This is a genomic window from Propioniciclava sinopodophylli (assembly GCF_004324755.1).
GTDB classification, from domain to species: Bacteria; Actinomycetota; Actinomycetes; order Propionibacteriales; family Propionibacteriaceae; genus Propioniciclava; species Propioniciclava sinopodophylli.
In genome coordinates, this window is record NZ_SDMQ01000015.1 from 23,573 (window position 1) to 49,178 (window position 25,606).

The 25,606-nt window shown below is 70.8% G+C and carries 24 protein-coding genes; 18 read left to right on the plus strand and 6 right to left on the minus strand.

From position 1 onward, the window contains the following. Nucleotides 1-15 precede the first annotated feature (15 nt). The 15 genes from ET989_RS12725 (at nucleotide 16) to ET989_RS12790 (ending at nucleotide 14,179) form a co-directional block, all read left to right on the plus strand. The gene (locus ET989_RS12725) at nucleotides 16-621 is read left to right on the plus strand and encodes an anthrone oxygenase family protein (protein WP_206662358.1); all 606 of its coding nucleotides are present in this window, start codon (nucleotides 16-18) and stop codon (nucleotides 619-621) included. Continuing rightward, nucleotides 621-767, plus strand: a complete 147-nt coding sequence (locus ET989_RS15020) for a hypothetical protein (protein WP_165490170.1) — start codon at nucleotides 621-623, stop codon at nucleotides 765-767. Before ET989_RS12725 ends, ET989_RS15020 begins: the two co-directional genes overlap by 1 nt. A gap of 17 nt (nucleotides 768-784) precedes the next feature. Then, the gene (locus tag ET989_RS15025; protein WP_165490171.1) at nucleotides 785-1,090 is read left to right on the plus strand and encodes a LysE family translocator; all 306 of its coding nucleotides are present in this window, start codon (nucleotides 785-787) and stop codon (nucleotides 1,088-1,090) included. 155 nt (nucleotides 1,091-1,245) lie between these two features. After that, nucleotides 1,246-1,647: a hypothetical protein gene (locus tag ET989_RS12735; RefSeq protein WP_131169578.1), complete on the plus strand. Its 402-nt coding sequence runs from the start codon at nucleotides 1,246-1,248 to the stop codon at nucleotides 1,645-1,647. A gap of 92 nt (nucleotides 1,648-1,739) precedes the next feature. After that, the gene (locus ET989_RS12740) at nucleotides 1,740-2,921 is read left to right on the plus strand and encodes an ATP-binding protein (protein ID WP_131169580.1); all 1,182 of its coding nucleotides are present in this window, start codon (nucleotides 1,740-1,742) and stop codon (nucleotides 2,919-2,921) included. A gap of 4 nt (nucleotides 2,922-2,925) precedes the next feature. Continuing rightward, entirely contained in the window at nucleotides 2,926-3,123 is a 198-nt protein-coding gene (locus tag ET989_RS12745; RefSeq protein WP_131169582.1) for a BREX system ATP-binding domain-containing protein, read from the plus strand. A 391-nt stretch (nucleotides 3,124-3,514) separates the two neighbouring features. Further along, a complete protein-coding gene (locus ET989_RS12750) occupies nucleotides 3,515-3,877 on the plus strand; it encodes an antibiotic biosynthesis monooxygenase family protein (protein WP_131169584.1) in 363 nt (120 codons plus the stop codon). A gap of 191 nt (nucleotides 3,878-4,068) precedes the next feature. Continuing rightward, the gene (locus ET989_RS12755) at nucleotides 4,069-5,379 is read left to right on the plus strand and encodes an ABC transporter substrate-binding protein (RefSeq protein WP_131169586.1); all 1,311 of its coding nucleotides are present in this window, start codon (nucleotides 4,069-4,071) and stop codon (nucleotides 5,377-5,379) included. Between the two features lie 76 nt (nucleotides 5,380-5,455). Further along, nucleotides 5,456-6,403, plus strand: a complete 948-nt coding sequence (locus tag ET989_RS12760; protein WP_131169588.1) for a carbohydrate ABC transporter permease — start codon at nucleotides 5,456-5,458, stop codon at nucleotides 6,401-6,403. Continuing rightward, nucleotides 6,400-7,338 (plus strand): carbohydrate ABC transporter permease, encoded by a 939-nt coding sequence (locus tag ET989_RS12765; RefSeq protein ID WP_131169590.1) that lies wholly within the window; start codon nucleotides 6,400-6,402, stop codon nucleotides 7,336-7,338. Before ET989_RS12760 ends, ET989_RS12765 begins: the two co-directional genes overlap by 4 nt. Next, nucleotides 7,335-8,756 (plus strand): glycoside hydrolase family 1 protein, encoded by a 1,422-nt coding sequence (locus ET989_RS12770; protein WP_131169592.1) that lies wholly within the window; start codon nucleotides 7,335-7,337, stop codon nucleotides 8,754-8,756. The genes ET989_RS12765 and ET989_RS12770 overlap by 4 nt, the downstream gene beginning before the upstream one ends. 18 nt (nucleotides 8,757-8,774) lie before the next feature. Next, nucleotides 8,775-9,779 (plus strand): LacI family DNA-binding transcriptional regulator, encoded by a 1,005-nt coding sequence (locus ET989_RS12775; protein ID WP_206662359.1) that lies wholly within the window; start codon nucleotides 8,775-8,777, stop codon nucleotides 9,777-9,779. A 25-nt stretch (nucleotides 9,780-9,804) separates the two neighbouring features. Next, nucleotides 9,805-11,052 (plus strand): hypothetical protein, encoded by a 1,248-nt coding sequence (locus ET989_RS12780; RefSeq protein ID WP_131169596.1) that lies wholly within the window; start codon nucleotides 9,805-9,807, stop codon nucleotides 11,050-11,052. Between the two features lie 38 nt (nucleotides 11,053-11,090). Beyond that, nucleotides 11,091-11,804: an alpha/beta fold hydrolase gene (locus ET989_RS12785; protein WP_131169599.1), complete on the plus strand. Its 714-nt coding sequence runs from the start codon at nucleotides 11,091-11,093 to the stop codon at nucleotides 11,802-11,804. A gap of 56 nt (nucleotides 11,805-11,860) precedes the next feature. After that, a complete protein-coding gene (locus tag ET989_RS12790; RefSeq protein ID WP_131169600.1) occupies nucleotides 11,861-14,179 on the plus strand; it encodes a 3-hydroxyacyl-CoA dehydrogenase/enoyl-CoA hydratase family protein in 2,319 nt (772 codons plus the stop codon). 12 nt (nucleotides 14,180-14,191) lie between these two features. Here ET989_RS12790 and ET989_RS12795 read toward each other — a convergent pair whose 3' ends face one another. The 3 genes from ET989_RS12795 to ET989_RS12805 all read right to left on the minus strand — a co-directional run bounded on the left by ET989_RS12795 (nucleotide 14,192) and on the right by ET989_RS12805 (nucleotide 19,268). Further along, nucleotides 14,192-16,447 (minus strand): catalase, encoded by a 2,256-nt coding sequence (locus ET989_RS12795; protein ID WP_165490172.1) that lies wholly within the window; start codon nucleotides 16,445-16,447, stop codon nucleotides 14,192-14,194. Nucleotides 16,448-16,608: 161 nt separating this feature from the next. Then, nucleotides 16,609-18,729 carry an MMPL family transporter gene (locus tag ET989_RS12800; RefSeq protein WP_131169602.1) on the minus strand — a complete coding sequence of 707 codons (2,121 nt, stop codon included), beginning with the start codon at nucleotides 18,727-18,729 and terminating at the stop codon, nucleotides 16,609-16,611. Between the two features lie 68 nt (nucleotides 18,730-18,797). Beyond that, complete coding sequence (locus tag ET989_RS12805) at nucleotides 18,798-19,268, minus strand: MarR family winged helix-turn-helix transcriptional regulator (RefSeq protein WP_131169604.1); 471 nt, start codon at nucleotides 19,266-19,268, stop codon at nucleotides 18,798-18,800. A gap of 228 nt (nucleotides 19,269-19,496) precedes the next feature. Here ET989_RS12805 and ET989_RS12810 point away from each other — a divergent pair, with 228 nt between their 5' ends. Then, the gene (locus ET989_RS12810) at nucleotides 19,497-19,946 is read left to right on the plus strand and encodes an Hsp20/alpha crystallin family protein (protein ID WP_421958227.1); all 450 of its coding nucleotides are present in this window, start codon (nucleotides 19,497-19,499) and stop codon (nucleotides 19,944-19,946) included. Nucleotides 19,947-20,028: 82 nt separating this feature from the next. On the opposite strand, the gene ET989_RS12815 is transcribed toward ET989_RS12810, so the two are convergent. Then, a complete protein-coding gene (locus tag ET989_RS12815; RefSeq protein WP_131169606.1) occupies nucleotides 20,029-22,422 on the minus strand; it encodes an FtsX-like permease family protein in 2,394 nt (797 codons plus the stop codon). After that, complete coding sequence (locus ET989_RS12820; protein WP_182818609.1) at nucleotides 22,419-23,135, minus strand: ABC transporter ATP-binding protein; 717 nt, start codon at nucleotides 23,133-23,135, stop codon at nucleotides 22,419-22,421. Before ET989_RS12820 ends, ET989_RS12815 begins: the two co-directional genes overlap by 4 nt. Nucleotides 23,136-23,238: 103 nt before the next feature. Here ET989_RS12820 and ET989_RS12825 point away from each other — a divergent pair, with 103 nt between their 5' ends. Both ET989_RS12825 and ET989_RS12830 read left to right on the plus strand, forming a co-directional pair. Beyond that, nucleotides 23,239-24,480 carry a cytochrome P450 gene (locus tag ET989_RS12825; RefSeq protein WP_131169611.1) on the plus strand — a complete coding sequence of 414 codons (1,242 nt, stop codon included), beginning with the start codon at nucleotides 23,239-23,241 and terminating at the stop codon, nucleotides 24,478-24,480. 29 nt (nucleotides 24,481-24,509) lie between these two features. Next, nucleotides 24,510-25,154, plus strand: coding sequence for an NAD(P)-dependent oxidoreductase (locus tag ET989_RS12830; RefSeq protein ID WP_131169613.1), 645 nt, complete (start codon nucleotides 24,510-24,512; stop codon nucleotides 25,152-25,154). Between the two features lie 64 nt (nucleotides 25,155-25,218). Here the strand turns inward: ET989_RS12830 and ET989_RS12835 are convergent, their stop codons facing one another. Next, nucleotides 25,219-25,521: a hypothetical protein gene (locus ET989_RS12835; protein WP_131169615.1), complete on the minus strand. Its 303-nt coding sequence runs from the start codon at nucleotides 25,519-25,521 to the stop codon at nucleotides 25,219-25,221. Nucleotides 25,522-25,606 lie beyond the last annotated feature (85 nt).

Genomic DNA, 25,606 nt, shown 5'->3' on the forward strand with positions numbered 1-25,606 from the left:
CTTAAGGAGTGTCCCGTGCGTCGACCCCCTCTCCTCGTCCTGACCTCGCTCGTCGCCCTCGTGCTGACCGGCGCGATCTTCGGCTTCTTCTACGCCTGGGTCTGCTCGACCATGTGGGGCCTGGACGACGCCGACCCGCGCGTGGCGATCGCGGCGATGCAGGCCATGAACGCCTCCGTGCGCAACGCCGTCTTCTTCCCGGCGTTCTTCCTCACCCCGGTCGCCTTGTGCGTCGCCGCGGGTGTCGCGCACCGGTACCGCCATCGGGCATCGGCCGCGTTGTTCCTCGCCGCGGCGGGCATTTACACGCTCGGCGGGCTGCTGTTGACCATGGCGATCAACGTGCCGATGAACGAAACCCTGGGCGCGATGGCGGTTCCGGAGTCCCGGGAGGCCGCTGCACTCATCTGGGCCGACTACTCGGGCCGCTGGCAGCGCTGGAACATCACGCGAACGGTGGCCAGCGGCACCAGCCTCGTGCTCGCGACGCTGGCCATCCTTGCCCTGCGGACGTCCTCGACCGACAAGGGCCTCGGCGAGGCCGCGGCCCACGTTTCTGCGCCTCACGTGACTGCGGCTCACAGGACTGCGGCACCCGATGGCGTGGCCCGGGTCCACTGATGCTCGAGTTCCTCGTGGCGTCAGTCATCGTCGTGGCCTCCCCAGGCCCAGGTGCGACGTTCACCATCGCCACCACCGCGTCGCAGGGCTGGCGCCTCGGGTGGTTCGCGGCCCTCGGATGCACGCTCGATGTCGCCCCCACCTGATCGTTGCGAGCACCGGCTTGGCCACCGTCCTTCGATCCGGCGGCGCCGCCTTCGAGGTCCTGCGCTGGGCCGATGTCACCTACCTTGCGTTCCGCGCGATCCAGGCACTGCGGAGCTGCCGCCCTCTCCCGGAGGTCCCGGACTGCGCGGTGGCTGCGCCGCCCGCGACGGAGCCGACGCTCACGGCATCCGGTGTCCTGCGACGAGCGATCACCATGAACCTGCTCAATCCCAAGCTCACCGTCTTCTTCCTGGCGTTCCTTCCCCAGTTCGCGGGACGCTCGCCGACCTCACCTGCGAACGACTGCGGTACGGACCGATGAAGGCGGGCTACCACGGCGGCGCAGCACCGGCCGAAGTGGTCGTTCCCGTGGCCGTTTTGGCACCCACCTCCCTGGAGCATGACCTGACGCCCGCGGCTCCGCCCGAGCCGGAGTGGTGGGAGGGTCACGTCCCCGTAGCGTCCTCGGCTCCGTCTGTGGCGCGTCCCGTCCCGACCAAGATCGCGGCGTCCGCGCAGCCGGACCTGTTCAACGACGTCCCTGAACCGACGCGCGGTCCCTCGACGACGGCCGCAGACCTGCTGGCCAGCGCCACGTACAAGGTGCAGCGCAAGCTGGTGGGGCGCCTCGCCGTCACCGATGAGGCCGTCCAGCAGCTGATCGACGCACTCACACTTGCCCCTGACCACCGGCTTACCGCTGCCCGAGCAGCCGGAACGCTGGGGGTGCCCACCAACAGGGTTCCGATGATGGTCAGCCAGGTTGCGAAGCTGTTGAACGTCGAGGGCTACCCGGTCGTGTCGAGCGATCCCGCCACCCAGACAGTGGTGCTTGATCCTGCGTTGCTGGCCGAGCAGTACGGGGTCCGGCTCGCTTGAGATTCCCGCCCTGCAAGAGCGTTCCGGTGAACAATCAGGATCTCTATACTCATCTATGGATTTCCGTTATACGGCTAGATAGAGTCTGACACATGGACCCGGTGGAGAACCCCTTCAGGCCAGGCGCTGGTCGCAGGCCGCCCGTCCTTGCCGGTCGGGAGCGCATTCTGTCGAACTTCGACGTGGTCGTCCGTCGGGCAGAGAACTACGGCGAGGGCGACCGCAGTTGGGTCATCAACGGACTGCGCGGGGTTGGAAAGACAGTGCTCCTCAACGAGCTGATGAGCCAAGCCAACGCACGCAAGTGGATCGTCGCCAAGGTCGAGGCGTCCACGTCCGCACCCCTGCGCCGGGTGCTGGCCACGGAGTTGGTGAAGGCACTGCGGACGGCCACAGGCCGCCACGCAGATCGCTCGAAGTGGAAGCGCGTGCTGGGAGTGCTCCGTTCGTTCACATTCAAACTCGGGATCGATGGCATCACGTTGGGCATCGACGTGGATCCCGTCCACGGGGTGGCGGACAGTGGAACCTTCGGAGACGACTTGGCAGCCCTGCTGGAGGTCATCGGTGAAGCCTCGCTCGAGTTCGGCATCGGCACGCTGATCCTGGTGGACGAGTTGCAGGAGGCTGGCACCGACGACCTCGAAGCCGTCAACATGGCAGTCCATTCACTGGGACAGGCACCCACCCCCCTGCCGGTCTTCTTCGTGGGAGCTGGGCTCCCTTCCCTCCCAGCCCAGCTGGCGGATGCAGCCAGTTACGCGGAACGGCTGTACGTCTACCAGCCGATCGGCCTCTTGTCCCCGGACGACGTCCGCACCGCGTTGGTGGAACCCTGCGAACAACGGGGAGTCACCTGGCAAGAGGATGCGCTGGCGGCTGCGTTCGAACTGGCGCGTGGATACCCCTACTTCGTCCAGTCCATCGGCAAGCACGTCTGGGACCTGGCTGCGGGGCCCGCCTTCACCATGGACGATGTGCAAGCTGGGGGTGCCTTGGCCCGCGAGGAGATCGATGCCGGCCTGTACAGGTCGCGTTGGGAACGTGCCACGACCGCTCAACGCAGGCTGCTCACAGGGATGGCGCACCTGAAGGGGGAGGACCCAGTGGAGATCGGCGAACTCGCGGCTCACCTCGGCAAGGCCAGGACGTCTGACCTGTCGGTCGCCCGACAGGAACTCATCAAGAAGGGTTTGGTCTACGCGCCCGAGCGGGGTCTGGTCGCCTTCACCGTCCCCGGAATGGCGGACTTCGTCATCGCCCAGGATGCGTGACTGCATGGAGTCGGTCTCGCCTCGACGGCGTCGCGAGGTCATCGACGCCCTGCGGCGCCGTACCGTGCCCGCCAATGGCTTGGATCTCCTTGCGGTCGGGCTGACCCCCTTCGAGTCGGCTCTGGGTTCTGATCTGGAGTCGGTCGCCGGTGGCGCGGCTGTCTTCAAGGCCGTCCGCGCACGCACGCACTCGCGTTCGTGAGCTGCTGTTCCTTGTCCGAGTGCGGGTGAAGTCGGCACCGATGGGTACGGCGAGCCCTACGTCCGAGTGACGAGCGCTTGGAGGCGCATGCCGACTACATGCGTCAATGGGCGGAGTGAGATGACCTGGCCACATACGTCCTGTCCGACGGTCTACGGCCTCGAGGGCAGCGGGCCGAAGTCTTCCTTCGGCGGCGACATCCGCAAGAGCGACATCCGCAAGCTGGTGAGCTTCCAGGGCGTGTACGGCTACCGCGACATCGCGGTGCAGTTCTCCCACGCCAACAACGGCAAGACCACTGGCGACACCTGCTTCGGCGACTCCGGCGGCCCCACGTTCGACATCTCCACCGATCGCTGCCCGCACCCACCGCGTCCGCCATCATGGGGACATGACGATCCTCAAGATCAACGCCATCACCGTCCCCGCCGACAGCGGCGACGAGCTCGCACACCGCTTCGCCAAGCGCGCCGGCGCCGTCGACGGGCAGGACGGCTTCGAGGGCTTCGAGCTGCTCAAGCCGCTGGACGCCGACCGTCACGTCTGGCTCGTCCTCACCCGCTGGCGCGACGAGGAGTCCTTCCAGAACTGGATCACCTCGGCCAACTTCAAGGGCGCCCACGGCGGCCGCGACACCGAGATCTCCCGCCAGCACAGTGCGTCGGACGCCGGAGGACCCCCGCCCCACGGCGACGCGCGTCCGGTCGGCGTCAGCGCGGAACTGTGGAGCTACGAGGTCGTCGACCTCACCTGACTCGAGGCCCTCTGGGCCTGCACCGTCGCGTTACCCAACCGTGATGCGGGCGGATCTTGACACCAAGACTGGGAAAGAGCGACTCTGAGACACATCCCCCTGAGAGCGCTCCCATTCCCTCTCAGTCTCTACTGAGAGCGCTCTCAGGATGACAGGCGGACCTTCATCCGCACACAAACAAAGGAGTTGCTGTGCACAAGTCACGCATTGGGGCCCTCGCGGCGATCAGCGCCCTGGCCATCACCCTGTCCGCCTGCGGCGGTGCGAACACGGGGTCGACACCGGCCCCCGGCGGAAGCGCTGCGCCCGCGACGTCGGACGAGAAGATCACCCTGACCGTCGCCACCTTCAACGAGTTCGGCTACGAGGAGCTCGTCAAGGAGTACACGACGCTCAACCCGAACGTGATCGTCGAGCACAAGAAGGCCGCGACCGCCGACGAGGCGCGCGACAACCTGAACACCCGCCTGGCCGCCGGCTCCGGGCTGGCCGACATCGAGGCCATCGAGGTCGACTGGGTGCCCGAGATGATGCAGTACGCCGACAAGTTCGTCGACCTCAAGGACGACGCCGTCAAGGGTCGCTGGCTCGACTGGAAGGAAGCCGCAGCCACCACGCCCGACGGCAAGCTCATGGGCTACGGCACCGACATCGGCCCCGAGGCCATCTGCTACCGCGCCGACATGTTCGAGGCCGCAGGCCTGCCCTCCGACCGCGCCGAGGTCGCCAAGCTGCTCGACGGCGGCTGGGACAAGTACTTCACCGTCGGCAAGGACTTCGTCGCCAAGAGCGACGCCGCCTGGTTCGACGCCGCCGACGGCGTGTTCCAGGGCATGATCAACCAGATCGAGACACCGTTCGAGAACGCCGACGGCACCCCGATCCCCCTCGGCGAGAACACCGAGATCAAGAAGGTCTACGACCAGGTGATCACCGCCGCGGTCACCGACGACCTCTCGGCCGACCTCGCGCAGTGGAGCACCGACTGGTCCACCGCCTTCCAGAACGACGGCTTCGCGACGATGCTCTGCCCGGGCTGGATGCTCGGCGTGATCGAGGGCAACGCCGAGGGCGTCGAGGGTTGGGACATCGCCGACGTCTTCCCCGGCGGCGGCGGCAACTGGGGCGGCTCGTACCTGACGGTGCCGACCCAGGGCGCGCACCCTGAGGAGGCCAAGAAGCTGGCCGCGTGGCTGACCGCCCCCGAGCAGCAGCTCAAGGCCTTCGCGTCCAAGGGCACCTTCCCCAGCCAGAAGGAGGCCCTCGCCTCCCCCGAGCTCCTCAAGTCGACCAACGCGTTCTTCAACGACGCCCCCACCGGCCAGATCCTCACCAACCGCGCCAACGCCGTCTCGGTGACCCCCTTCAAGGGCCCGAACTACTTCGCGATCCGCGCGCTGACGTCTGACGCCATCAACCGCGCCGACGTCGACAAGACCGACGACCCCGAGGCCTCCTGGGCCAAGGCCGTCGCAGCCTACGGCGACCTCGGCCTCAGCTGACGCACCCTTGGCCGACCGGACGCCACGGCGTCCGGTCGGCCCCCACCCGAACCCACCACGACCGCGAGGAGGCTCGATGTCGAGCACCACAGCGCGCCAGCGGCTGTCCCGCCTGGACGTGCGCCTGTCGCCGTACCTCTACATCAGCCCCTTCTTCATCCTCTTCGCCGTCGTCGGCCTCTACCCGCTGCTCTACACGGCATTCGTCTCCGTGCACGACTGGCACCTCATCGGCGGCCAGGGGGACTTCGTCGGCCTGAAGAACTACGTCGACGTCCTGGGACAGCAACGCTTCGGCCGCGCCCTGGGCAACACCTTCTCCATCTTCCTGCTGTCGTCGGTCCCCCAGGTGATCGCCGCCATCGCGATCGCGGCCCTGCTCGACGCGAACCTGCGCGCGAAGACCTTCTGGCGCATGGGCGTCCTGCTGCCCTACGTGGTGGCGCCGGTCGCGGTGTCGCTGATCTTCTCCAAGCTCTTCGCCGACCAGTCGGGGTTGGTGAACACGCTCCTGGCCACGATCGGCATCGACCCCATCGGCTTCCACTCCGACCGGCTCGCGTCGCACCTCGCGATCGCCACCATGGTCAACTTCCGCTGGACCGGCTACAACACCCTGATCTTCCTCGCCGCCATGCAGGCCGTGCCCCGGGATCTCTACGAGGCCGCGATCGTCGACGGGGCGTCGCGCTGGCGCCAGTTCTGGTCGGTCACCGTCCCGATGCTGCGCGCCACGATCATCTTCGTGGTCATCACCTCCACCATCGGCGGTCTGCAGATCTTCGACGAACCCCGCATGTACGACACGCTCGGCCTTGGCGGGTCGGACCGGCAGTGGATGACGATGACCATGTATCTCTACGAGCTCGGCTGGGGGGCGCAGAAGAGCTTCGGCCGTGCAGCCGCCGTCGCCTGGATCCTCTTCGGGATCATCATCGTGATCGGCATGGTCAACTTCCTGCTCACCCAACGCATCGCCTCCGGGGACGCGCCCCGGCGAGTCCGCAAGGGGGCCCGCGCATGAACTCCGTCGCCGCCATCGAACAGACCGCCGGGCGCGGTGCCGCCCGCGCCGCCCGCCGTCGGTTGAACCGACCGCAGCCCGGGGCGTCAGGGAGCAGCACCGCGTGGGGCGCCGACCGCCGCCCGTCGTGGCTGTCCTACGTGCTGCTCGGCCTGGTCCTGCTGATCTCGGCCTACCCGCTGTGGTTCGCGGTGCTGCTGGCCAGTTCGGACGCCGCGACCATCGCCCGCAACCCGATCCCGTCGCTGATCCCCCAGGGCCGGCTGCTGGAGAACATCGGCCTGGTCATCTCCTCCGACATCAACTTCTGGCCGGCGCTGTGGAACTCGATCCTCGTCGCCGTGATCACCTCGGCGTCGGTCGTGATCTTCTCCACCCTGGCCGGCTACTCGTTCGCCAAGCTGAACTTCCGCGGCCGCGGGCCGCTGCTGGTGTTCGTCATCGCCACCATGGCCGTGCCGACCCAGCTGGGCATCGTGCCGCTGTTCATCGTGATGTCGAAGCTGGGCTGGATCGGCCAACTGCAGGCCGTCATCGTGCCCGGCATGGTCACCGCGTTCGGGGTGTTCTGGATGACCCAGTACCTCCGCGACGCCCTGCCCTACGAACTGATCGAGGCGGCACGGGTGGACGGCTGCTCGATGATTCGCACGTTCTGGCACGTCGCGCTGCCCGCCGCCCGCCCGGCCGCCGCGATGCTGGCCCTGTTCACCTTCGTCGGCTCGTGGACCAACTTCTTCTGGCCCTTCATCGTGCTGGGTCCCACGAACCCGACGCTGCCCGTGGCGCTGCAACTGCTGCAGGCGTCGTACTTCAAGGACTACTCGCTGATCATGGCGGGCGTCGTGGTGGCCACGATCCCGCTGCTGCTGGTCTTCGTCGTCGCTGGCCGACACCTCGTCGCCGGCATTATGCAAGGAGCTGTCAAGGGATGACCGAACTCACCTTCCCGCCCTCGTTCTCGTGGGGCACCGCCACCGCGGCCTACCAGATCGAGGGAGCCCGCCACGAGGGTGGCCGCCGCGACTCGATCTGGGACACCTTCGCCCACACCCCCGGCGCGGTGGTGAACGGCGACACCGGTGACGTCACCTGCGACCACTACCACCGCATGCCCTCCGACGTCGCGTTGATGGCCTCGCTCGGCCTCGACACGTACCGGTTCTCGGTGTCGTGGGCGCGTGTGTGCCCCGACGGCCGGACCCCCAACCCGGAAGGCCTCGACTTCTACGACCGCCTCGTCGACGAGCTCGTCGGGCGCGGCATCCGACCGTGGCTGACGCTCTACCACTGGGACCTCCCCCAGGCCCTCCAGGACCGGGGCGGCTGGACGAACCGCGACACGGCGTCGGCGTTCGCCGAGTACGCCGGCACGGTGCTGGAACGACTCGGCGACCGCGTGCCCGTCTGGACCACGCTCAACGAGCCGTGGTGCTCGTCGTTCCTGTCCTACGCGGCCGGCGAGCACGCGCCCGGCCACACTTCCCCGACCGAGGCCGTGGACGCCGCCCACCACCTGTTGCTGGGCCACGGCCTCGCCGTGCAGCGGATCCGCGCCGACCGACCCGACGTCACCGTCGGTATCACCACCAACCACACCGTCGCCGAGCCGGCCGACCCGTCGAACCCGGCCGACGTCGACGCCGCCCGCCGCATCGACGGCGCGTTCAACCGCGTGTTCCTCGACCCCCTGTTCCGGGGCGAGTACCCCGCGGACGTGCTCGAGGACATGGCGGAGGCGGGGCTGGGGCGCGCAGCCCGTGACGGCGACTTCGCGGTCATCTCGTCGCCGATCGACGTGCTGGGCGTGAACTACTACAACGGTGCGGCCGTCGCCGGCGCTGTGCCGGGGGACGAGTCGCCCCTGGTGTTCGCCGGCCCGGGTGAGCTGCCCCGGCGCAGCCCCTACGTGGGCTCGGAACGCGTGCGGTTCGTCCCGCGCGGGCTGCCCGTCACCGCGATGGGGTGGGAGGTGCAGCCCGAAGGCCTCACCCGTCTGCTCGTCCGGCTGCAGGAGGAGTACACCGGTCCCGCCGGCGTCCGTCTGCACGTCACGGAGAACGGCGCCGCCTACGACGACGTGCCGGACGCCGCGGGCTTCGTCGACGACACCCACACCCGCCGCGCGTACGTGCGCGACCACCTCGCCGCGGTGCACGCCGCGATCGAGGCTGGCGCCGCCGTGGACGGGTACATGGTGTGGTCGATGCTGGACAACTTCGAGTGGGCGTGGGGGCTGGCCAAACGGTTCGGTATCGTTCGGGTCGACTTCGACACGCTCCAGCGGACCCCCAAGGCGTCCGCACTCTGGTACGCCGAGGTCGCACGGTCGGGAAGCGTCACCCTCGACTGAGGAGGCGAGGTGGACGACGTGCGGTCACGCACCACGTTGGAGGACGTCGCGCGCGTGGCGGGGGTGTCCCGCGCCACGGCGTCCCGGGCCGTGCGCGGCGGCGAACTGGTGAGCCCCGTCGCCCTCGAGGCGGTACGCCGGGCGGTCGAGCAGCTCGGGTACGTGCCCAACCCGGCCGCCCGCAGCCTCGTCACCCGGCAGACCGACACCCTGGCCGTGGTCGTCCCCGAGGACGACGCCCGCGTGTTCTCCGACCCCTTCATCGCGCAGGCCATCGGCGGGGTCGCCGAGGCGCTGGCCCACACCCCGAAGCAGCTCGTCCTGCTCATGCGCGCCCGCGGCCAGGAGAACGATCGCCTGCTGCCCTACCTGCGCGGCGGGCATGTCGACGGGATCGTGGTGCTCTCCCACCACCGCGACGACCACCTCGAACGCGAACTCGCCGCCTTGCACCTGCCGCTCGCCTTCATCGGACGTCCCCTCGAGCCCCAACTGGCCGTGCCGTACGTCGACGTCGACAACGTCGCCGGCGGACGCCTCGCCGCTGAGCACCTGCTCGCCGCGGGCGCGCGTAGGCTCGCCACCATCAGTGGCCCACTGGACATGCCGGCCGCTGTCGACCGCATCACCGGGTGGTCGGAGGCCCTGGCCGAGGCCGGCGTCACCGAGGTCGCCCGGTACGAGGGCGACTTCACCCTGGTGCGCGGCGAGGAACTCGGCGCGCGGCTGCTGGCCGAACACCCGGAGGTGGACGGCGTCTTCGCCGCCAACGACCTCACCGCCGCCGGCGTGCTGCACGCGGCCCGCGCCGCCGGGCGCTCGGTCCCCAGGACCCTGCGCCTGGTCGGGTACGACGACACCCAGCTCGGCCTGACGACCCACCCGCAGCTCACCTCGATCACCAACCCCGGGCGCGACCTCGCCCGCCGGGCCACGCGCATGGTGCTCGACCAGCTCGCCGGGCAGCCCGCGCCGCCTCCGATCATCATCACGCCCGTCCTCGTGGAGCGGGCCTCGGGCTGACGGGCCCAACTGGCAGGCTGTGCCCATGAGCAACCCCGAGGAGCTGCTGGAGCTGGCGCAGGCGTGGGCGACCCAGCGCGGGCGCACGTTCGCCCCCGAGTTGGTCGACACCGCGATCAGGCTGCGCGATTCCTACGACGGGCTCGAGGCCCACCGATGGCCCGCCCGGACGGTCGAACACCTCATGCTCGTCCGTTGGCCGTCGCACGGTCCGCACGGTGTGCCCGACGTCGCAGCCCTGGTCGCCTCGCTCGACACCTTCTGGCGCTTCCTCCGCTCGACAGGGCGCATGGCGGGCGGGTCCGCCGAACCGGCCGCGCTGGCCCAGGAAGCCAAGAAGGCCGGCAAGCGGATGGCGGCCGCCTGTACCGACGACCGCAACTTCGGGTCCAACAAGATCCTGCTCGGCTTCGGCGAGGAGATCGGCGTCACGCTCGACGACGCGACCTCCATCGAGGAGGTCCAGGAGCGCTTCCAACGGATCACGGACGCCTGGAACGCCCTCCCGATCGACGAGCGGCGCCGACGGACGCCGGGGCTGGACGCCCTCGAGGCCGAGGCCGGCGCCGAAGGGGTCGACGACGGATACGAGTGGACCGCCGACCTCAGTGAGCCGGCCACGAGCGCACCGCACCTGAGGGCGTCCGAGTTCGTCGCCACGCTGCGCGCGCTCGTCGATTGGGTCGGGGCCGGGCGCGAGGTCACCTCGACCGGCGCGCTGCGGCCGGTCATCGCCCGCGCGGCCGTGGACGCCCTCGGCCTCGGCGAGTGGGACCGGAGCTGGCGCAGCGCGATGGACTGCCTGCCGCTGCACCGCCTCTGGCTGGCCGCCGTGGGGACGGAGCTGGTCGAGCTCCGCGCCACCAAGGCGGTCGCGCACCCCGAGGCGTGGCCCACGAGCGACCGGGAGTGGGTGGCCTTCGGGCTCGCGGCCGTGCACGAGTTGTACGACCTGGCCATCTACGAGGGCGTGGAGTACCCCCTCACCGAACTGCTCTTCGAAATCGACGGCCACCAGGGCGCCCCGAAGAAGCGCTCGGCCGTCGCGGACTGGTGGTGGCAGTCCCCCGGCAACCCCCTCGCCGGCCCCGAGCACGACGCGGTCATGCGTCCCATCAGCGACGACACCCTCGCCGGCTGCCTGGAGTTCTTCGGCGACCTCGGCCTGTGGACCGAACGCGCCGGCTACCTGATCGGCACCGACTTCGGCTGGGACTGCGCGGTGTACCTCGCCGCCACCCACAGCCCCGACGGCCAGGAGTTCGAGGGCTGACGTCCCGCCGGCCACGATGGCCCACGTACGCTGGATCCATGCCCCGACCGCTGGTGATCCTGCTGCACGGTACGCGTTTCAACGCGCGGTCATGGGACGCCTACGCCGACCTCGTGGACGCCGAGTTGCGGGCCGTCGACCTGCCGGGCCACGGCGTCCGGGCCGGCCAGCCGTGGACGACCGACGCGGCGCTGGCGGTGATCGACACCGAGGTGGCAACCGCGGCCCCCGATACCCCCATCGTGCTCGTGGGTCACTCCTTGGGCGGGTTCATCGCCACCACCTGGGCCCAGCGCCACCCCGACGCGTTGGCCGGGCTGGTGCTCGTCGGCGCGATGGCTGATCCTCGGCGCCACCGGATCCTGACCCGGGCCTACACCGACTTCGCCAAGCTGCTGCCGGTGGTCGGCCCGCAGCGGATGGCGTCCATCGCGAACACCGTGCTGCGGGTGATGGGGATCCGCGGGGACGCGATCCCCGACGCCACCGGCTACGCGGTCGCGCCCGACGCGTGGCACAGCGTGGTCGCCGAGGCCGGCTGCCACCAGCTGCCCGACGTCACCTGCCCGGTGTGGCTGGTCGCCGGCGCGCTCGACCAGCTCGCCATCGACACCCGGCGCTACGCCCGGGCCTGCCAGGACCCCCGCATCGTCGTCGTGCGTTCCGCCACGCACCTGCTGCCGTTCACGCACCGTCGGCAGCTGGCGGAGGTCATCAACGAGGCGTCCGGGGTGGTAACCGCCGTCGCTTGACCGGGGTGACACGATGGGGTGACCCCGCTCAGAGTCGAGCCCCCGGAAGGACGCCCATGACCATCGCCGACCGCCAGCCCCGCATCCCGATGACCGACGGGTTCGAGCCCGTCCGCCGCGCGGTGGTGATCGGCGCGGGAACGATGGGTTCCGGCATCGCTGCCCACCTGGCCAACTGCGGCATCGTGGTGGCGCTGCTCGACCGGGTCGCCGACGGCGACGACCGCTCGGCGCTGGCGCGCACCGCGATCGAGCGCCAGGTGCAGGTCGGCGGGTTCATGGTGCCGGCGTTCGCGGCGCGGGTGACCCCGGGCAACGTGGAGGACGACCTCGACGTCGTCGCCGAGGCGGACTGGATCGTCGAGGCCGTCTTCGAGGACCCGAACGTCAAGCACGAGCTCTACGCCAAGCTCGAGGGCCTGCGCCGGCCGGGCACGCTGATGTCGTCGAACACGTCGGGCATCCCGGTGGCCGAGTTGGTCCGCGGGCACTCCGAAGAGTTCGCCCGCGACTTCACCATCACCCACTTCTTCAACCCGCCGCGCACGATGGAGCTGCTGGAGGTCGTCGCCGGTGAGGCCACCTCGCCGGAGGTGCTCGAGCGCACCATCCGCGTCGCCGACCGCCAGCTCGGCAAGACCGTGCTCGAGTGCCGCGACACCCCCGGCTTCATCGCCAACCGCCTCGGGTCGCACTGGATGGCCGTCGCCGCCCTGGAGGCCTTCGAGGCCGGGCTCGACGTCGAGACCGCCGACGCGATCATGTCGCGCCCGTTCGGCATCCCCCGCACCGGCGTCTTCGGCCTGTTCGACCTCGTCGGGGTCAACCTGGTGCCGCTGCTGTGGCCGGTCCTGACCCGCGCGCTGCCTGCCGACGACGCCGCCCAGCGTTACGACCTCATGGGCGACCGCGTCTTCCAGCACCTGCTCGACAACGGCCTCATCGGACGCCGCGGCCCCGGTGGCTTCACCCGCCGCAAGAACGAGTCGGGCGAGAAGGTGGACGAGGTCATCGACCTGGAATCTTTGCAGTACCGCGCGCGGCGTCCGGTGACGGACCCGGCCGGGTCGGCCGCTGACCTGCCGACCCTGCTCGCCGGCGACTCCCCCGGCGCGACCTACGCCTGGACCGTGTTCGCGCAGGTCCTCGACTACGCCTGCCACATCGCCCCCGAGGTCGGCGACGACGTCGCCGCCGTGGACGCGGGCATGGAACTCGGCTACGCCTGGGCGCGCGGCCCGTTCAAGCTCGCGGACGCCGTGGGCGCGGCCCAGCTGGTGGTCCGGTACGAGGCCGAGGGACGCGCGGTGCCCGGGCTCTTGGCCGCCGCGGCGAAGGCCGGGGGCTTCTACCCGGACGCCGACACCGTGCTGTCGTCGACGGGTTCGGTGGTGGAGCGGCGGAAGGTCGAGGGCGTGCTCACCGTCGCCGACGCGCAGCGCGCCCACGGCGTGCTCGCCGAGTCGGAGGCGGCCGCCATCGTCGACCTCGGCGACGGCGTCGCCTGCCTGGCGCTGCGCACCAAGATGAACACCTGCGACGCCGGCGTCATCGAGATGGTCGAGCGCGCCCTGGCGCTGGGCGAGGAGGGGGCCTTCAAGGGCCTCGTCATCGGTTCGGACCACCCCCGCGCCTTCTCCGCCGGGGCCAACCTGGCGACGTTCACGCACTTCATCGAGTCCGAGGACCCGGACGGCCTGCGGGCGCTGATCCGACGCGGGCAGGTGGCGTTCCACGCGCTGCGGAACTCCGCGTTCCCGGTGGTGGCGGCTGCCAAGGGCTTCGCGCTCGGCGGCGGCTGCGAGCTGATGCTGGCCGCCAACCGGGTCGTCACGCACGCCGAGCTGTACGCCGGGTTCCCCGAGCGGTCGGTCGGACTGCTCCCCGCGTGGGGCGGCACGGTGCAGTCGCTGGTGCGCGCGCTGGGGGCGGGCGAACCGCTACCCGCGGCGTCCGCGTTCGCGGTGACGACCAGCTGCGAGGTCAGCACGTCGGCGTGGCAGGCCGCCGACTGGCACCTGCTCACCGACCACGACGAGGTCGTCGCGTCGGTGCACCGCGTGCTCGCCGAGGCCAAGGCGGTGGCGCTCGACCTGCTCGAGGGCGGTTGGACGCCCCCGGCCCCGGTCGAGCTGCCCCTGCACTCCCCCGACGCCGAGCCCCTCGACGCAGGGTGGGCGGACGCCTCCGAGACCGACCGTGCGATCGTGGCCCGCATCGCCGGGATCCTGACCGGCGGGCGGCCCGGGGCGACGGCGTCCGAGGAGGACCTGCTCCCCCTGGAGGTGGACGCCGCAGTGGACCTGCTGCAACGTCCCCTCAACCAGGAGCGCGTCTGGCACCTGCTCCGGACGAACAGGCCCCTGGCGAACTGACCGCCTCCCGGCTCACCGTCGGGCGGCGTCCGAGTCCTCGGCCACCGGCCCGAAGCGGTGCCAGACCCGGTGCTCGGCGAGCAGGGCCGCCAGTTTTCCGACCACCGCGGCCGGCTCCCCGACGACCACGCCGGGGGCGTCCTCGGGCACGCCGGCCGCCGTCAGGACGTTCGTCGCGTCGGAGGCGACCCCGATGGCCTTGAAGTGCCGGAACATCTCCGCCACCAGCTTCGCCACCCGCGGGTCCACGGGCCGGCCGGCCCTCGCGTGCCCCGCCTTGGCGTCGAACAGTGGGACGGCGTCCGGGGCGGGCGCGGGAGCGTCCACGACGAGAAGGGAGTCGAACTCGATCGATGCCGCCGTGAGGAACGTCCGGTCGACCACGACATCCCCGAGCTTCCCGCCGGAGGGCGCCATGACGAACGCCATCATCCCCGCGGCCGTGACGGCGTCCTTGGCCGCCTGCACCGCAGTGGGGTCGGTGTCGGCGTCCACGACAAGGGCCACCTTGCGGCCGGCGACCGGCCACGTGCCGCCCACCTGCGACAGCGCCGGGCTGGGCTCGACGTCCGCCGGCGGCACGGTCGGCTCGGGGGCCGGCAGGCCGAGCCCGCGGGCGACCTCGGCGCACAGGTCGGCGTCGATGTTCGCGAGGCACTGCAGCTGGCGGAGCCGGATGGCCTCCTCGTAGCACTTGCCCAGCTCGAAGGTGTACGCCCGCGTGAGGTGCTCGCGTTCCACCTCACTGAGCGAGCGCACGAAGAGCGTCGCCTGGCTGAAGTGGTCGTCGAAGCTGGCCGACAGCTCCCGCACCTTGGCGCCGGACGCCACCGGCTGCGGCACGTCGATGAACGCGCCGGAGTCCTCGGACGCCTCGGCGGGGTTGCCGCCATCGAGCGAGTTCGGTCGATAGGGCGTGACTCCGCCGTGCACCGCGTGCTGGTGGAACCCGTCGCGGAACATGTCGTTGACCGGGCAGTGGGCGCGGTTGATGGGCAGCTGGTTGAAGTTCGGCCCACCCAGGCGGGTGATCTGGGTGTCGATGTAGGAGAACAGGCGCACCTGCAGCAGGGGGTCGTTCGTCACGTCGATGCCCGGCACCAGGTTGCCGGGGTTGAACATGACCTGCTCCACCTCGGCGAAGAAGTTGATGGGGCGCCGGTTGAGGGTCATGGTGCCGATGATCTCCACCGGGCACAGCTCCTCGGGGACGAACTTGGTCGGGTCCAGCAGGTCGATGCCCTCGAACGTCTCGTCCTCGGTGTCGGGCATGACTTGGACGCCGAGGTCCCAGACCGGGTACGCGCCGGCGTCGATGGCGTCGTAGAGGTCGCGGCGGTGGAAGTCGGGGTCGTTCCCGGCCGTCAGCTGGGTCTCCTCCCACACCTGCGAGTGGACGCCCTGGCGCGGCTCCCAGTGGAACTTCACGAGGCTGGTCTCGCCGGCGTCGTTGATGAGCCGGAAGGTGTGGACCCCGAACCCCTCCATCATGCGGTACGAGAGGGGCACGGCCCGGTCGGACATGGACCACGCCACGTGCGCCTGCGCCTCGGTGTGCAGCGACACGAAGTCCCAGAAGGTGTCGTGCGCGCTCTGCGCCTGCGGGATCTCCCGGTCGGGCTCGGGCTTCACCGCATGGACGATGTCGGGGAACTTGATGCCCTCCTGGATGAAGAACACCGGAATGTTGTTGCCCACGAGGTCGTAGTTGCCCTCGGAGGTGTAGAACTTTGTCGCGAAGCCCCGGGTGTCACGGACCGTGTCCGACGACCCGCGGAAGCCCTGGACGGTGGAGAACCGCACGAACGTCGGTGTCTCCACGCCCTTCTTCAGGAATGCCGCGCGGCAGATCTTGGCCGCCCGTCCGTTGGCGACGAACACGCCGTGGGCGCCCGTGCCGCGGGCGTGCACGACCCGCTCCGGGATGCGCTCGTGGTCGAAGTGGGTGATCTTCTCGCGGAGGTGGTGGTCCTGCAGGAGAACGGGCCCGCGCCGACCCGCCTTGAGGGCGTGGTCGGTGGTCCGCAGCCGCGCCCCCTGGGCCGTCGTCAGGTACTCGCCCTGCTGGGCCATGGCCTCGGGCGGCGCGCCCGTGGGGGCACCGGTGGGCGTCACCGTGGCCGGGCCCTGTTGGGACGCCTTGGGCGGGGGCGGAGCCACCGGGGCCGTGGGCTCGTCCAGGGCGGGGTCCTCCACACCGGGGCCGGGTGGCCGGGGCGGGGGTGGCGCCATGTCCGCGGCGGGGGTCTTCTTCTTGGCTGGCGACATGCGGTTCTCCGTTTGCTCGGGCCGTTCCGGTTCAGGTCAATGGCCTCTCATCCTGCGGGGCCGCCCAGCACCACGCAACACCCATAGGGGTACTCGGGCTCGCGGAGGACGCCCGGCCCCGGCGGCTCAGAAGCGCGGGTTCCGGCGGGCAATCTCCGCCGTCAGCCTCCGCCGGGGAGGGCCCTGCGGCCCGCGGTCGCGGGCCGGCGCGGCCACCAGAAGGCGTCACCCAGCAGGATCGCGATGGCCGGGACGAGGACGGTGCGCACAAGCAGGGTGTCGAGCAGCACACCGACGCCGATGATCACGCCGATTTGGGCCAGCACCACCAGCGGGAGCACACCGAGCACCGCGAACACCGCCGCGAGCAGGATGCCCGCGCTGGTGATGACCCCGCCGGTGGCCGTCAGTGCGCGGAGCATGCCCCGCTTGCTGCCGTGCCGCAGGCCCTCCTCCCTTGCCCGGGTGACCAGGAAGATGTTGTAGTCGATGCCCAGCGCCACCAGGAAGAGGAAGGTGAGCAGGGGCACGCTGGAGTCCAGCCGCTCGAAGCCGAGCACCTCGACGAACAGCACCCAGGAGGCCCCGAGGGCCGCCGCGTAGGTCCCAACCACCGTGGCCACCAGGACCAGCGGGGCGACCACCGAGCGGAGCAGCAGGAACAGGACGCCCAGCACCAGGGCCAGGATGAGCGGGATGATCGTGCGCTGGTCCTGGGCCGAGCCGTCCAGGCTGTCCACGGCCTGGGCCTCGGTGCCGCCGACGACGGTCATGTCCAGGCCCTCGAAGGCCGTGCGCAGGTCACGGATGGTCTGGCGCGCCTCGTCGCTGCCCGGCTCCGGCTCCAGCACGACCCGGACCTGGGTGAGCTCATCCGCGGTGTCACCCACGGTGGCGGAGGCCACCCCCGGGACGGCCTCGGCCAGCTCCACGACACGGGACGGGTCGTCCTCGGTGATCACGAGGGCGGGGTCGGACTCGCCGGCGGGGAAGGACTCGCCGAGACGGTCGAGCGCGACGATGGCCTCGGGCTTGCGCAGGAACTGGTCGGACGGGCCCAGCCCGGTCTCGATGCGGAACAGGCCCGCGCCCATGACGGCGATCAGCGCCAGGCTGGCGGCGATGAAGGCGGCGGGACGCTTGGCCACCTGGTTGCCGACCCGCGCCCAGACCGACCGGTCGCTGTCCACGAGGGCGGCCTGCCCCACGCGGGGGACCAGCGGCCAGAACACCCAACGGTTGACGAGCACGAGCACGGCGGGGAGGACGACGAGGGCGTAGCCGGCCGCGATGACGATGCCGACGGCGCTGGCGAGACCGAGGCCGCGCGTCGCGGGGAACACCGACAACAGGAGGGTCAGGACGCCCAGGACCACCGTGGAGGCACTGGTGACGACGGCCTCGCCCGCGTGGCGGAGCGCGCGGCGCATCGCCAGGAACCGGTCCTCGGTGGCGCGCAGTTCGTCGCGGTAGCGGGAGATGATCAGGAGGGCGTAGTTCGTGCCCGCACCGAAGACGAGCACCGAGAGGATGCCGATGGTGGACTCGTCCCACGGCACGCCGGCCAGGCGCAGGGTGTGCGTCGCGACGATGGCGGCCAGGCGGTCTGCGAGACCGACGACCAGCAGCGGGATGATCCACAGGATGGGGCTGCGGTAGGTCAGCAGGAGGAGCAGGGCCACGACCGCGGCGGTGGCGGCGAGCAGCCGGAAGTTGGCGCCGTCGAAGACCGCACCCAGGTCGGCGCGGATGCCCGCGGGCCCGGTCACCTGCACGGTGACGCCGTCGGCCGCCTCGTCCACCAGCTCGGCGCGCAGTGTGGCGATGGCGTCGCGGTTCTCGGCGCCGTCGGCGGCGTCGATGGCGATCGTGCCGAAGGCGGCGGTCCCGTCCTCGCTGACCAGCGGCAGCGGGGGAATGCCGGCGGGCGGACCGGCGGCCCCCGCATCCACCCCGGCGGGCGGACCCCCGGCACCGGCGAACGCGTCGTCGGGCAACCGCTCGAAGAGGGACTCGCGGGCCGCGGCCAGCTGCTCCTCGGTCAGGGTCTCGCCGTCGGTGGACGTCCAGAGGATGAGGGCCGTGCCGTCACCCTCCTGGGGGAAGCGCTCGGCTAGTTCGACGACGCGCGTGCTGTCGTAGCCCTGGGCCAGGGAGTCGGTGGGCGAGGCGTCCCGCTCGGCCTCGGGCAGGAAGCCGACGACAAGACCTCCCAACAGGAGGAAGAAGAGGGCGACGATCCACGATCGGCCGCGGCCGATGTAGAGGGAGGGAAGGGACATGGTGGACTCCTGGGGAGACGAGGTTGGAGGGATCGGGAGAGAACGGGAATCGTGCGTGCGGGGCCGTCTCACCGGTCCGCCTCTTGGGCGGCCAGCGTCGCGGCGTGGTCGGTGAGGTGGGTGGCCGTGACCTGGAGGAACTCCGTCACGAGCTGGGCGTCCTCCGGACGCAGGGCCTTGACCCAGGCGTCGGTTGCGCCCATGAGGGGGCGCATGATCTCGACGATCTTCTGCCAGGCCAGGGGGGTCGGCTGGATGGTGACCAGGCGGCGGTCGGTCTCGGCCCGGTTCCGCTGGGCGTAGCCCGCCCGCTCGAGCCGGTCGACGATGGCGCTCGTCGTGGCCGCCGTGGTGCCCAGTGCCGCGCCCAGACCGGTCATCGTGACCGTCTCCTGGCGGGACAGCTGCTGCAGCGCCGACAGGGCACGGTAGTCGGTGGCGTTCAGCCCCAGCAGCCGGGCGAGCTCGCGCTCCACAACGTTCGACTGGGCGATCACGGCCTGCAACGCGAAGGTGGCGGGGTGGTACGCGTGGGACATCAGGAGCCTCTCTGGCGGGGACGCGACCAGAGTAACTCAAAGCCGTTTGATGATAAACCGCTTTGAAGGTTCAATCCTCGAAGCACCTTCCCCACCCACGCGTCGGGGCAGCGCGGCGTCGGTGGGGCGTCCGGAAAAGAGCACGATCAGGAGTTGAGCCCACCACGCTCAGGTATATAATTGACGCAACCACGCTCAACCTGCACACTCCACGAGAAAGGAACAGTCATGGCCATGTTCGATCCCTTCCGCGAGATGGACCGCCTCCTGGGCGACGTCACCCGCACGCCCGCCTCGGTCGCGATGCCCATGGACCTGTACCGCTCCGGTGACACGTTCGTCGCGCACATCGACCTGCCCGGAGTAGAGCCGGGCAGCATCGACATCGACATGGACGGCGCGACGGTCACGATCCGCGCCGAGCGCACGCCGTCGGTCGATGAGGACACCCAGTGGCTGACGCGCGAACGGGCCGTGGGCACGTTCGCCCGCCAGCTCACGCTCGGCCGAGGGCTCGCCACCGACCAGATCAGCGCCGACTACCGCGACGGCGTCCTGACGCTGACCATCCCGGTGGCCGAGGCAGCCAAGCCGCGCAAGATCGCGGTGCAGCACTCCACCCGGGATGTGCCGGGTGAGATCACCGAGGGTGCCACAACCGAGGAGCAGCCCGCCTGACCGGCGCTGTCTGCGAGGCGGTCCCGCGCGTGGGCCGGCCGGAGCGCCTCGGCGCCGCCCGGCTGGCCCTCGCCTGTGGGCCCTACTCCCGGAACTTCAGCACCTCCGTCACGGGCACCGTCCTGGTGTCACGGGCCGTGGCCACGCGCACCACGGCATAGGCGCCCAGCGCGAGCCCGGCCATCAGGGCCACGTCACCCGGGGTGACCAGGAACGGGATGCCGATCGGCAGGTGGGCCGTCATCAGCCGCCAGACCTCGCCCATGATGGCCACCGACGTCGGGACGGCGATGGCGACGCTCGCCGCCACCAGCCACAGGTAGTTGTCGAGGTAGAGCCTGCCCACCTCACGATCGCTGTAGCCCAGCGCCTTCAGCAGCGAGATCGAGTACCACTGACGGGCCACCACCAGGCGGACGAGCACGTAGAGCACCACCACCATGATCAACATGGACGACCACGAGACGAGCGCCACGATGCGTGACAGGAGGGCGTTGAACTTCTCCACGCCACCGAGCATCTCCTCGCGCGTGCTGTGGCTGACCAGCCGGTCGGGGTCGATGTCCAGGGGCTGGTCGGAGAACACGGCGTTGTAGTAGGGCACGACGCCGTCGTCGTCCGCGCCCGGGCGGGCGCCGGCGCCGGCCATCGACCGGGCCGCGAGCAGGACCGCCGGATCCACCAACGCCCGCGCGTGCTCCGGGGTCGTGAACCCGAACGCCGAGGTGGTGTAGTCGGAGACGCCCACGACGTCGAAGGCCCACGAGAGCTCCCCATCGTGGAGGGTGAGGGTGTCGCCTGCTCCCAGCCGGTACTTGTGGGCCGCGGCCCGCGAGATCACCAGCTCCTGCGCCCCCAGGGCGTCCACGTCCACCGCGAAGTAGGGATTGTCGGCGGGCACGCCGAGCACGGTCAGCGACTCCCCCGGCAGCCCGTCCGCCCCGACCACCCGCAGGGGGACGGCCACGGCCTCGTGCCCTCCGGGCGGAACGGCGGCCAGGTCGGGGAACCGCAGGGTGTAGAAGTCGTGGAAGAGGAGTTCGTCCTCGGCGCGGGTCAGGTAGGTGTCCATCGAGCTTCGCATCCCGAGCCCGAAGACCAGCAGGAGGATGCACAGGAACGTGCCCGCGGCGATGAGGAGGTAGCTGCCGGGGGTGCGGAGCGCCTGACGCAACCGGAACATGCTCACGAAGGGCAGCCGGTCCAGGCGCACCGGCAGGCCCGGCCCGCCGGCCGGCTGGGGACGCAACAGCTCCTGCGTGGGGCGGCCCAGCGCGGCCCGGATGACGAGGGCGTTGACCGCCGTCACCAGGGTCACGGGTGTCACGATGCTCAGCAGCGCGACCAGCGGGGTGGGTTCGACCGGGGCCGCGGGGAACGAGTAGTAGTCGGTGACCAGTCCGAGGAAGGGGGCCAGCGCCCGGCCCAGCAGGAGCCCCAGCAGCGAGCCGGCGAGCGTGACGGCCAGCGGCAGGACCAGGTAGTGGGCCAGCAGGGCGCGCTCGCTGGTGCCGTGGGCCGACTGGGTGCCGATGACCACGGAGTCACGGACGATCCGGTCCCGGGAGAACTCGGCGAGGACGTAGGCGACGAGCAGCAGGACGAGGACGGTCGTGACCAGGGTGACGGCCATCGTGGTGCGGGCGTCCGAGATGGCCCCGTTGATGCGCGGGTTGTCGTCGGCCGGCAGGAACAGCGACACCGCCGGGTAGCTGACGGGCAGGCCGGCAGCGCGGGCGGCGTCCGTGGCCACGGCGACGTAGGGGTTGGACGCCCTCGCCGGATCCAGGGTCGCCTCGCCCAGGAGGCGGCGCACCTGCTCGTGGGTGGCGCCTTCGAGGGCGTAGCCGTACACCCACGAGACGGCACGCGGGTGGGCGGCCGCCACCTCCTCGAAGGCGTCCGGAGCCACCATCACCAGCGCGAACAGCTCGGGGTCGCCCGACTGGCCCACGTGGGGGGTGACCGAGGCGTAGTCGGGAAGGCTGCCGATCCCGGTGATCCGCAGGGTGCGGCCGTCAACCGCCAGGGTGTCACCCACGCCCAGGCCGTGCACCCGGGCGTGCAGTTTCTCGACCATGCCCTCGTCGTCGGCCGAGGGCAGGACGCCGGCGTCCAGCGTGGGACGGCTCAACGCCTGGTCCGCGCGGAGCACGCGCACGGTCGTGTCGGTGCCCGCGGTCCGCCCCGGGACGTCGACGAACGGCGTCGGGACGATGCGCGCCCCCAGCGCCTCCACGTCGGCGACCTGCTGCTCCGTCAGTGGGATCTCGGTGACGACCATGCCGTCGGCGAGCTGTCCCTCGCGCGCGCCGCGTTCCAGCGCGCCCAGCGTGGCGGACGCCGAGGTCAGGAGCCCCACCACCACGCCCAGCCCGACGGTCAGGAGCACGGCTATCGCGGTCCAGCGCGCCCACGTGGAGCGGAAGCCGCGCCACTGGCGGCGGAGGCCGAGGGCCACGGCGTCCCTGTTCACCAGTCGAGGTCCCGGGCCGCGAGCGGATGGGGGTTGAGCCGGTCGCGGACGATGCGCCCGTCGCGCAGTTCGATGACCTGGTCGGCGAGGGCCGTGATGGCCTCGTTATGCGTGACCATGACGAGGGTGGCGCCGTACCGCCGGTGGACGTCGTCCAGGACCTCGAGCATCTGCTGGGAGGTGTGCCGGTCCAGCGCCCCGGTGGGCTCGTCGGCGAGCAGGAGGTCGGAGCCCTTGACCAGGGCCCGGGCGATCGCGCACCGCTGCTGCTGGCCGCCCGAGAGCTGCGCGGGGAACTTGTGCCGGTGCTGGGTCAGGCCCAGGTGCTCGAGCAGCTCGTCGATGTCCAGGGGGCGACGGACGAGCTGCGCGGTCACCTGGATGTTCTCGGTCACTGTCAGGTCCGGGACGAGGTTGTAGAACTGGAACACGAACCCGACGTGCGCGCGGCGGTAGCGCGTCAACTCCCTGGGTGACCTCCCCGTCACCTGCTCCCCCGCGACATGGATCGTCCCGGCGTCAGGAGCGTCGAGGCCGCCGATGGCGTTGAGCAGGGTGGACTTCCCGGACCCGGAGGCGCCGACGATGACGCAGCGCGCTCCCCGGGCGACCGAGAACGTCACGTCGTGGAGCACCTCGACGCGCGACTCACCGGCTCCGAAGTGCCGGGACAACCCCTCCACGCGCACGTGCGGCGTTGGCGTCTGGGTCACCCCACCAGTCTTGCACCCGACGAAAACGCCCCTCGCCCTGCACACGTGCACCGGTGACCGACAGTCGACGTCCGCACCGTGGGGGGGTCGGTACGCTCGGTGCATGAGCGTCGATAGCGTGGACCGTCGCGTGTCCCACCGTCCCGGGGAGGCGTCGTCGCCGGCCGCCGAGCTCGTGGGGAACGTCTGGCACCTCCGCACCACCGAGGCGGTGCGCCAGGTACTGCGCGAGAAGGACGCCGCCACCCAGGCGGGCTTCAGCGCCGAACTGATGCCGGAGAGCGTGGGCGAGCGTCCGATCCTGTTCATGGACGGCGACGAGCACCGCAGGCAGCGCACCAAGGTCGCGCGCTTCTTCGCGCCGAAGACGGTCACGAACCGCTACCGCCGTCTCATGGAGGAGCGCGCGGACGCCCTCGTGGCGGACGCCCTCGCGGCGACCACCTTCCGGCTCGACGACCTGAGCCTGCAGTACTCCACCGAGGTGGCGGCCCAGGTGATCGGCCTGACCAACTCCAACGCCAAGGGGATGGCCCGGAGGCTGGAGCGGTTGTTCGCCCAGCCGGACTGGAGCCCCGGCTCCGCCCCGGAGGGACGCCTGAGGAGCGTGTGGCGCTCGGTCCGCAGCCACGCGCCGATGGCGGCCTTCCACCTGGCGGACGTCCGGCCCGCCATCGTGGCGCGCCGCAAGGCGCCGGGTGAGGACGTCATCAGCCACCTGCTCGCCGAGGGCTACCGGGAGCCGGCCATCCTCATCGAGTGCGTCACCTACGGGGCCGCCGGCATGGCCACGACCCGCGAGTTCATCTCCATGACCGTCCTGCACCTGCTCGCGGACGCCGACCTCCGCGCCCGGTACCTCGCCGGCGAGGAGGAGGAGCGGTTCGACATCCTCCACGAGATCCTCCGGCTCGAGCCCATCATCGGGCACCTCTACCGGCGGGCGGCGCGGGACCTCGACCTCACGGTCGACGGGGAGACGGTGGCCATCCGCAGGGGCCAGTTGATCGATCTGTACGTGCGTCAGGCGAACAGCGACGCGTCCACGGTGGGCGAGTGCCCGCTGGACATGCGCCCCGGGCGTCCGCTGCCGCGCGGGATCGGCCCTGAGGTGATGAGTTTCGGCGACGGTCACCACAAGTGCCCGGGCAACTCGCTGGCGATCCAGGAGACCGACATCCTGCTCACCCGGCTGCTCCGCCACGAACTGGTGGTCGCGAAGGCCCCGGTGATGCACTGGGAGGACCTCACCGCCGGCTACGCCCTGCGCGACTTCGTGCTCACGACCCCCAAGCCGCCTCTGCCGGTCCTTGCGGTCAGCGACGAGAGACGAGGACCAGGGTGACGCCGGACCCGCACGAAGGGAAACTGCACATGATCCGCATCACCGTCCTCGGAGGAACCGGCTACGCCGGCGGCGCCGTCGTTCGCGAGGCTGCTCGCCGGGGCCATCAGGTCCTCTCCGTCAGCCGCACCGCCCCCGCCGAGCCGCTCCCGGGCGTGACGTACCTGACGGGCTCCGTGCTGGAGCCCGGAGTCCTGCATCAGGCATTCACCGACGCCGACGTCGTGTTCGAGGCGCTCTCCCCGCGCGGGGACATGGCCGGCAAGGTGGAAGGCGTCTTCGACCAGGTGCTCGCCCTCGCCCGGGAGCACGGGACGAGGCTCGGCATTCTCGGCGGGGCCTCCTCGCTGCTCGTCTCACCGGACGGGCCCCGCCTCATCGACGCCGACCCGCTGCCCGACGAGGTCCGCCCCGAGGCCGACCTCGGCATCCACAAGCTCGAGGTGCTGAAGGCGACCGGCGACGACCTGGACTGGTTCTACCTCAGCCCGCCGGCCGAGTTCGGCGCCTGGGTTCCCAGCACCGAGACCGGCGAGTACCGCACGAGCGACGACGTCCTGCTCCGCAGCCCCGATGGCAGCTCGCAGATCTCGGCGGCCGACCTGGCCCTGGCGGTCCTCGACGAGATCGAGCAGCCCAGGCACCCCCGACGCCGCTTCCACGTCGCCCACTGACCCGGCACTCCCACGGGCTCGGTGGTGCTGAGGTGGACCCTGGTCCGGGGCCAGGAGTCGGCCCCTATCCGACCTTCGTCGCCGACTCGATCAACCAGGTGCCGGTTGCTCCGCGGGCCCGGTCGATGGTGACCTCGCCGACGACCTGGTACCGGTAGCAGCCGTTCTCCTGTGTGCCCTCGTACTCGCAGACCACGACCGGGACGCTGGTTCGTCCGCCTCCCGCGGCGGAGAGACCGGCGACAGGCCGGCCGGACGGATCGGCACCGACCTCACGCAACACGTAGGAGTCGACCCGGCCGGCGCGGCGGCGTTCGATCAGGTCGGTGAGAACCGGCCCGCCGGTCGGGGCGAACAGGCTGGCCACCTCCACCTCGGGCTGGTCGACCCAGTCCCCAAGTGCACGTGGTCAAGCAGCCCAGGCACTTCCTCGGCAGCTTTCATGGGCTCGA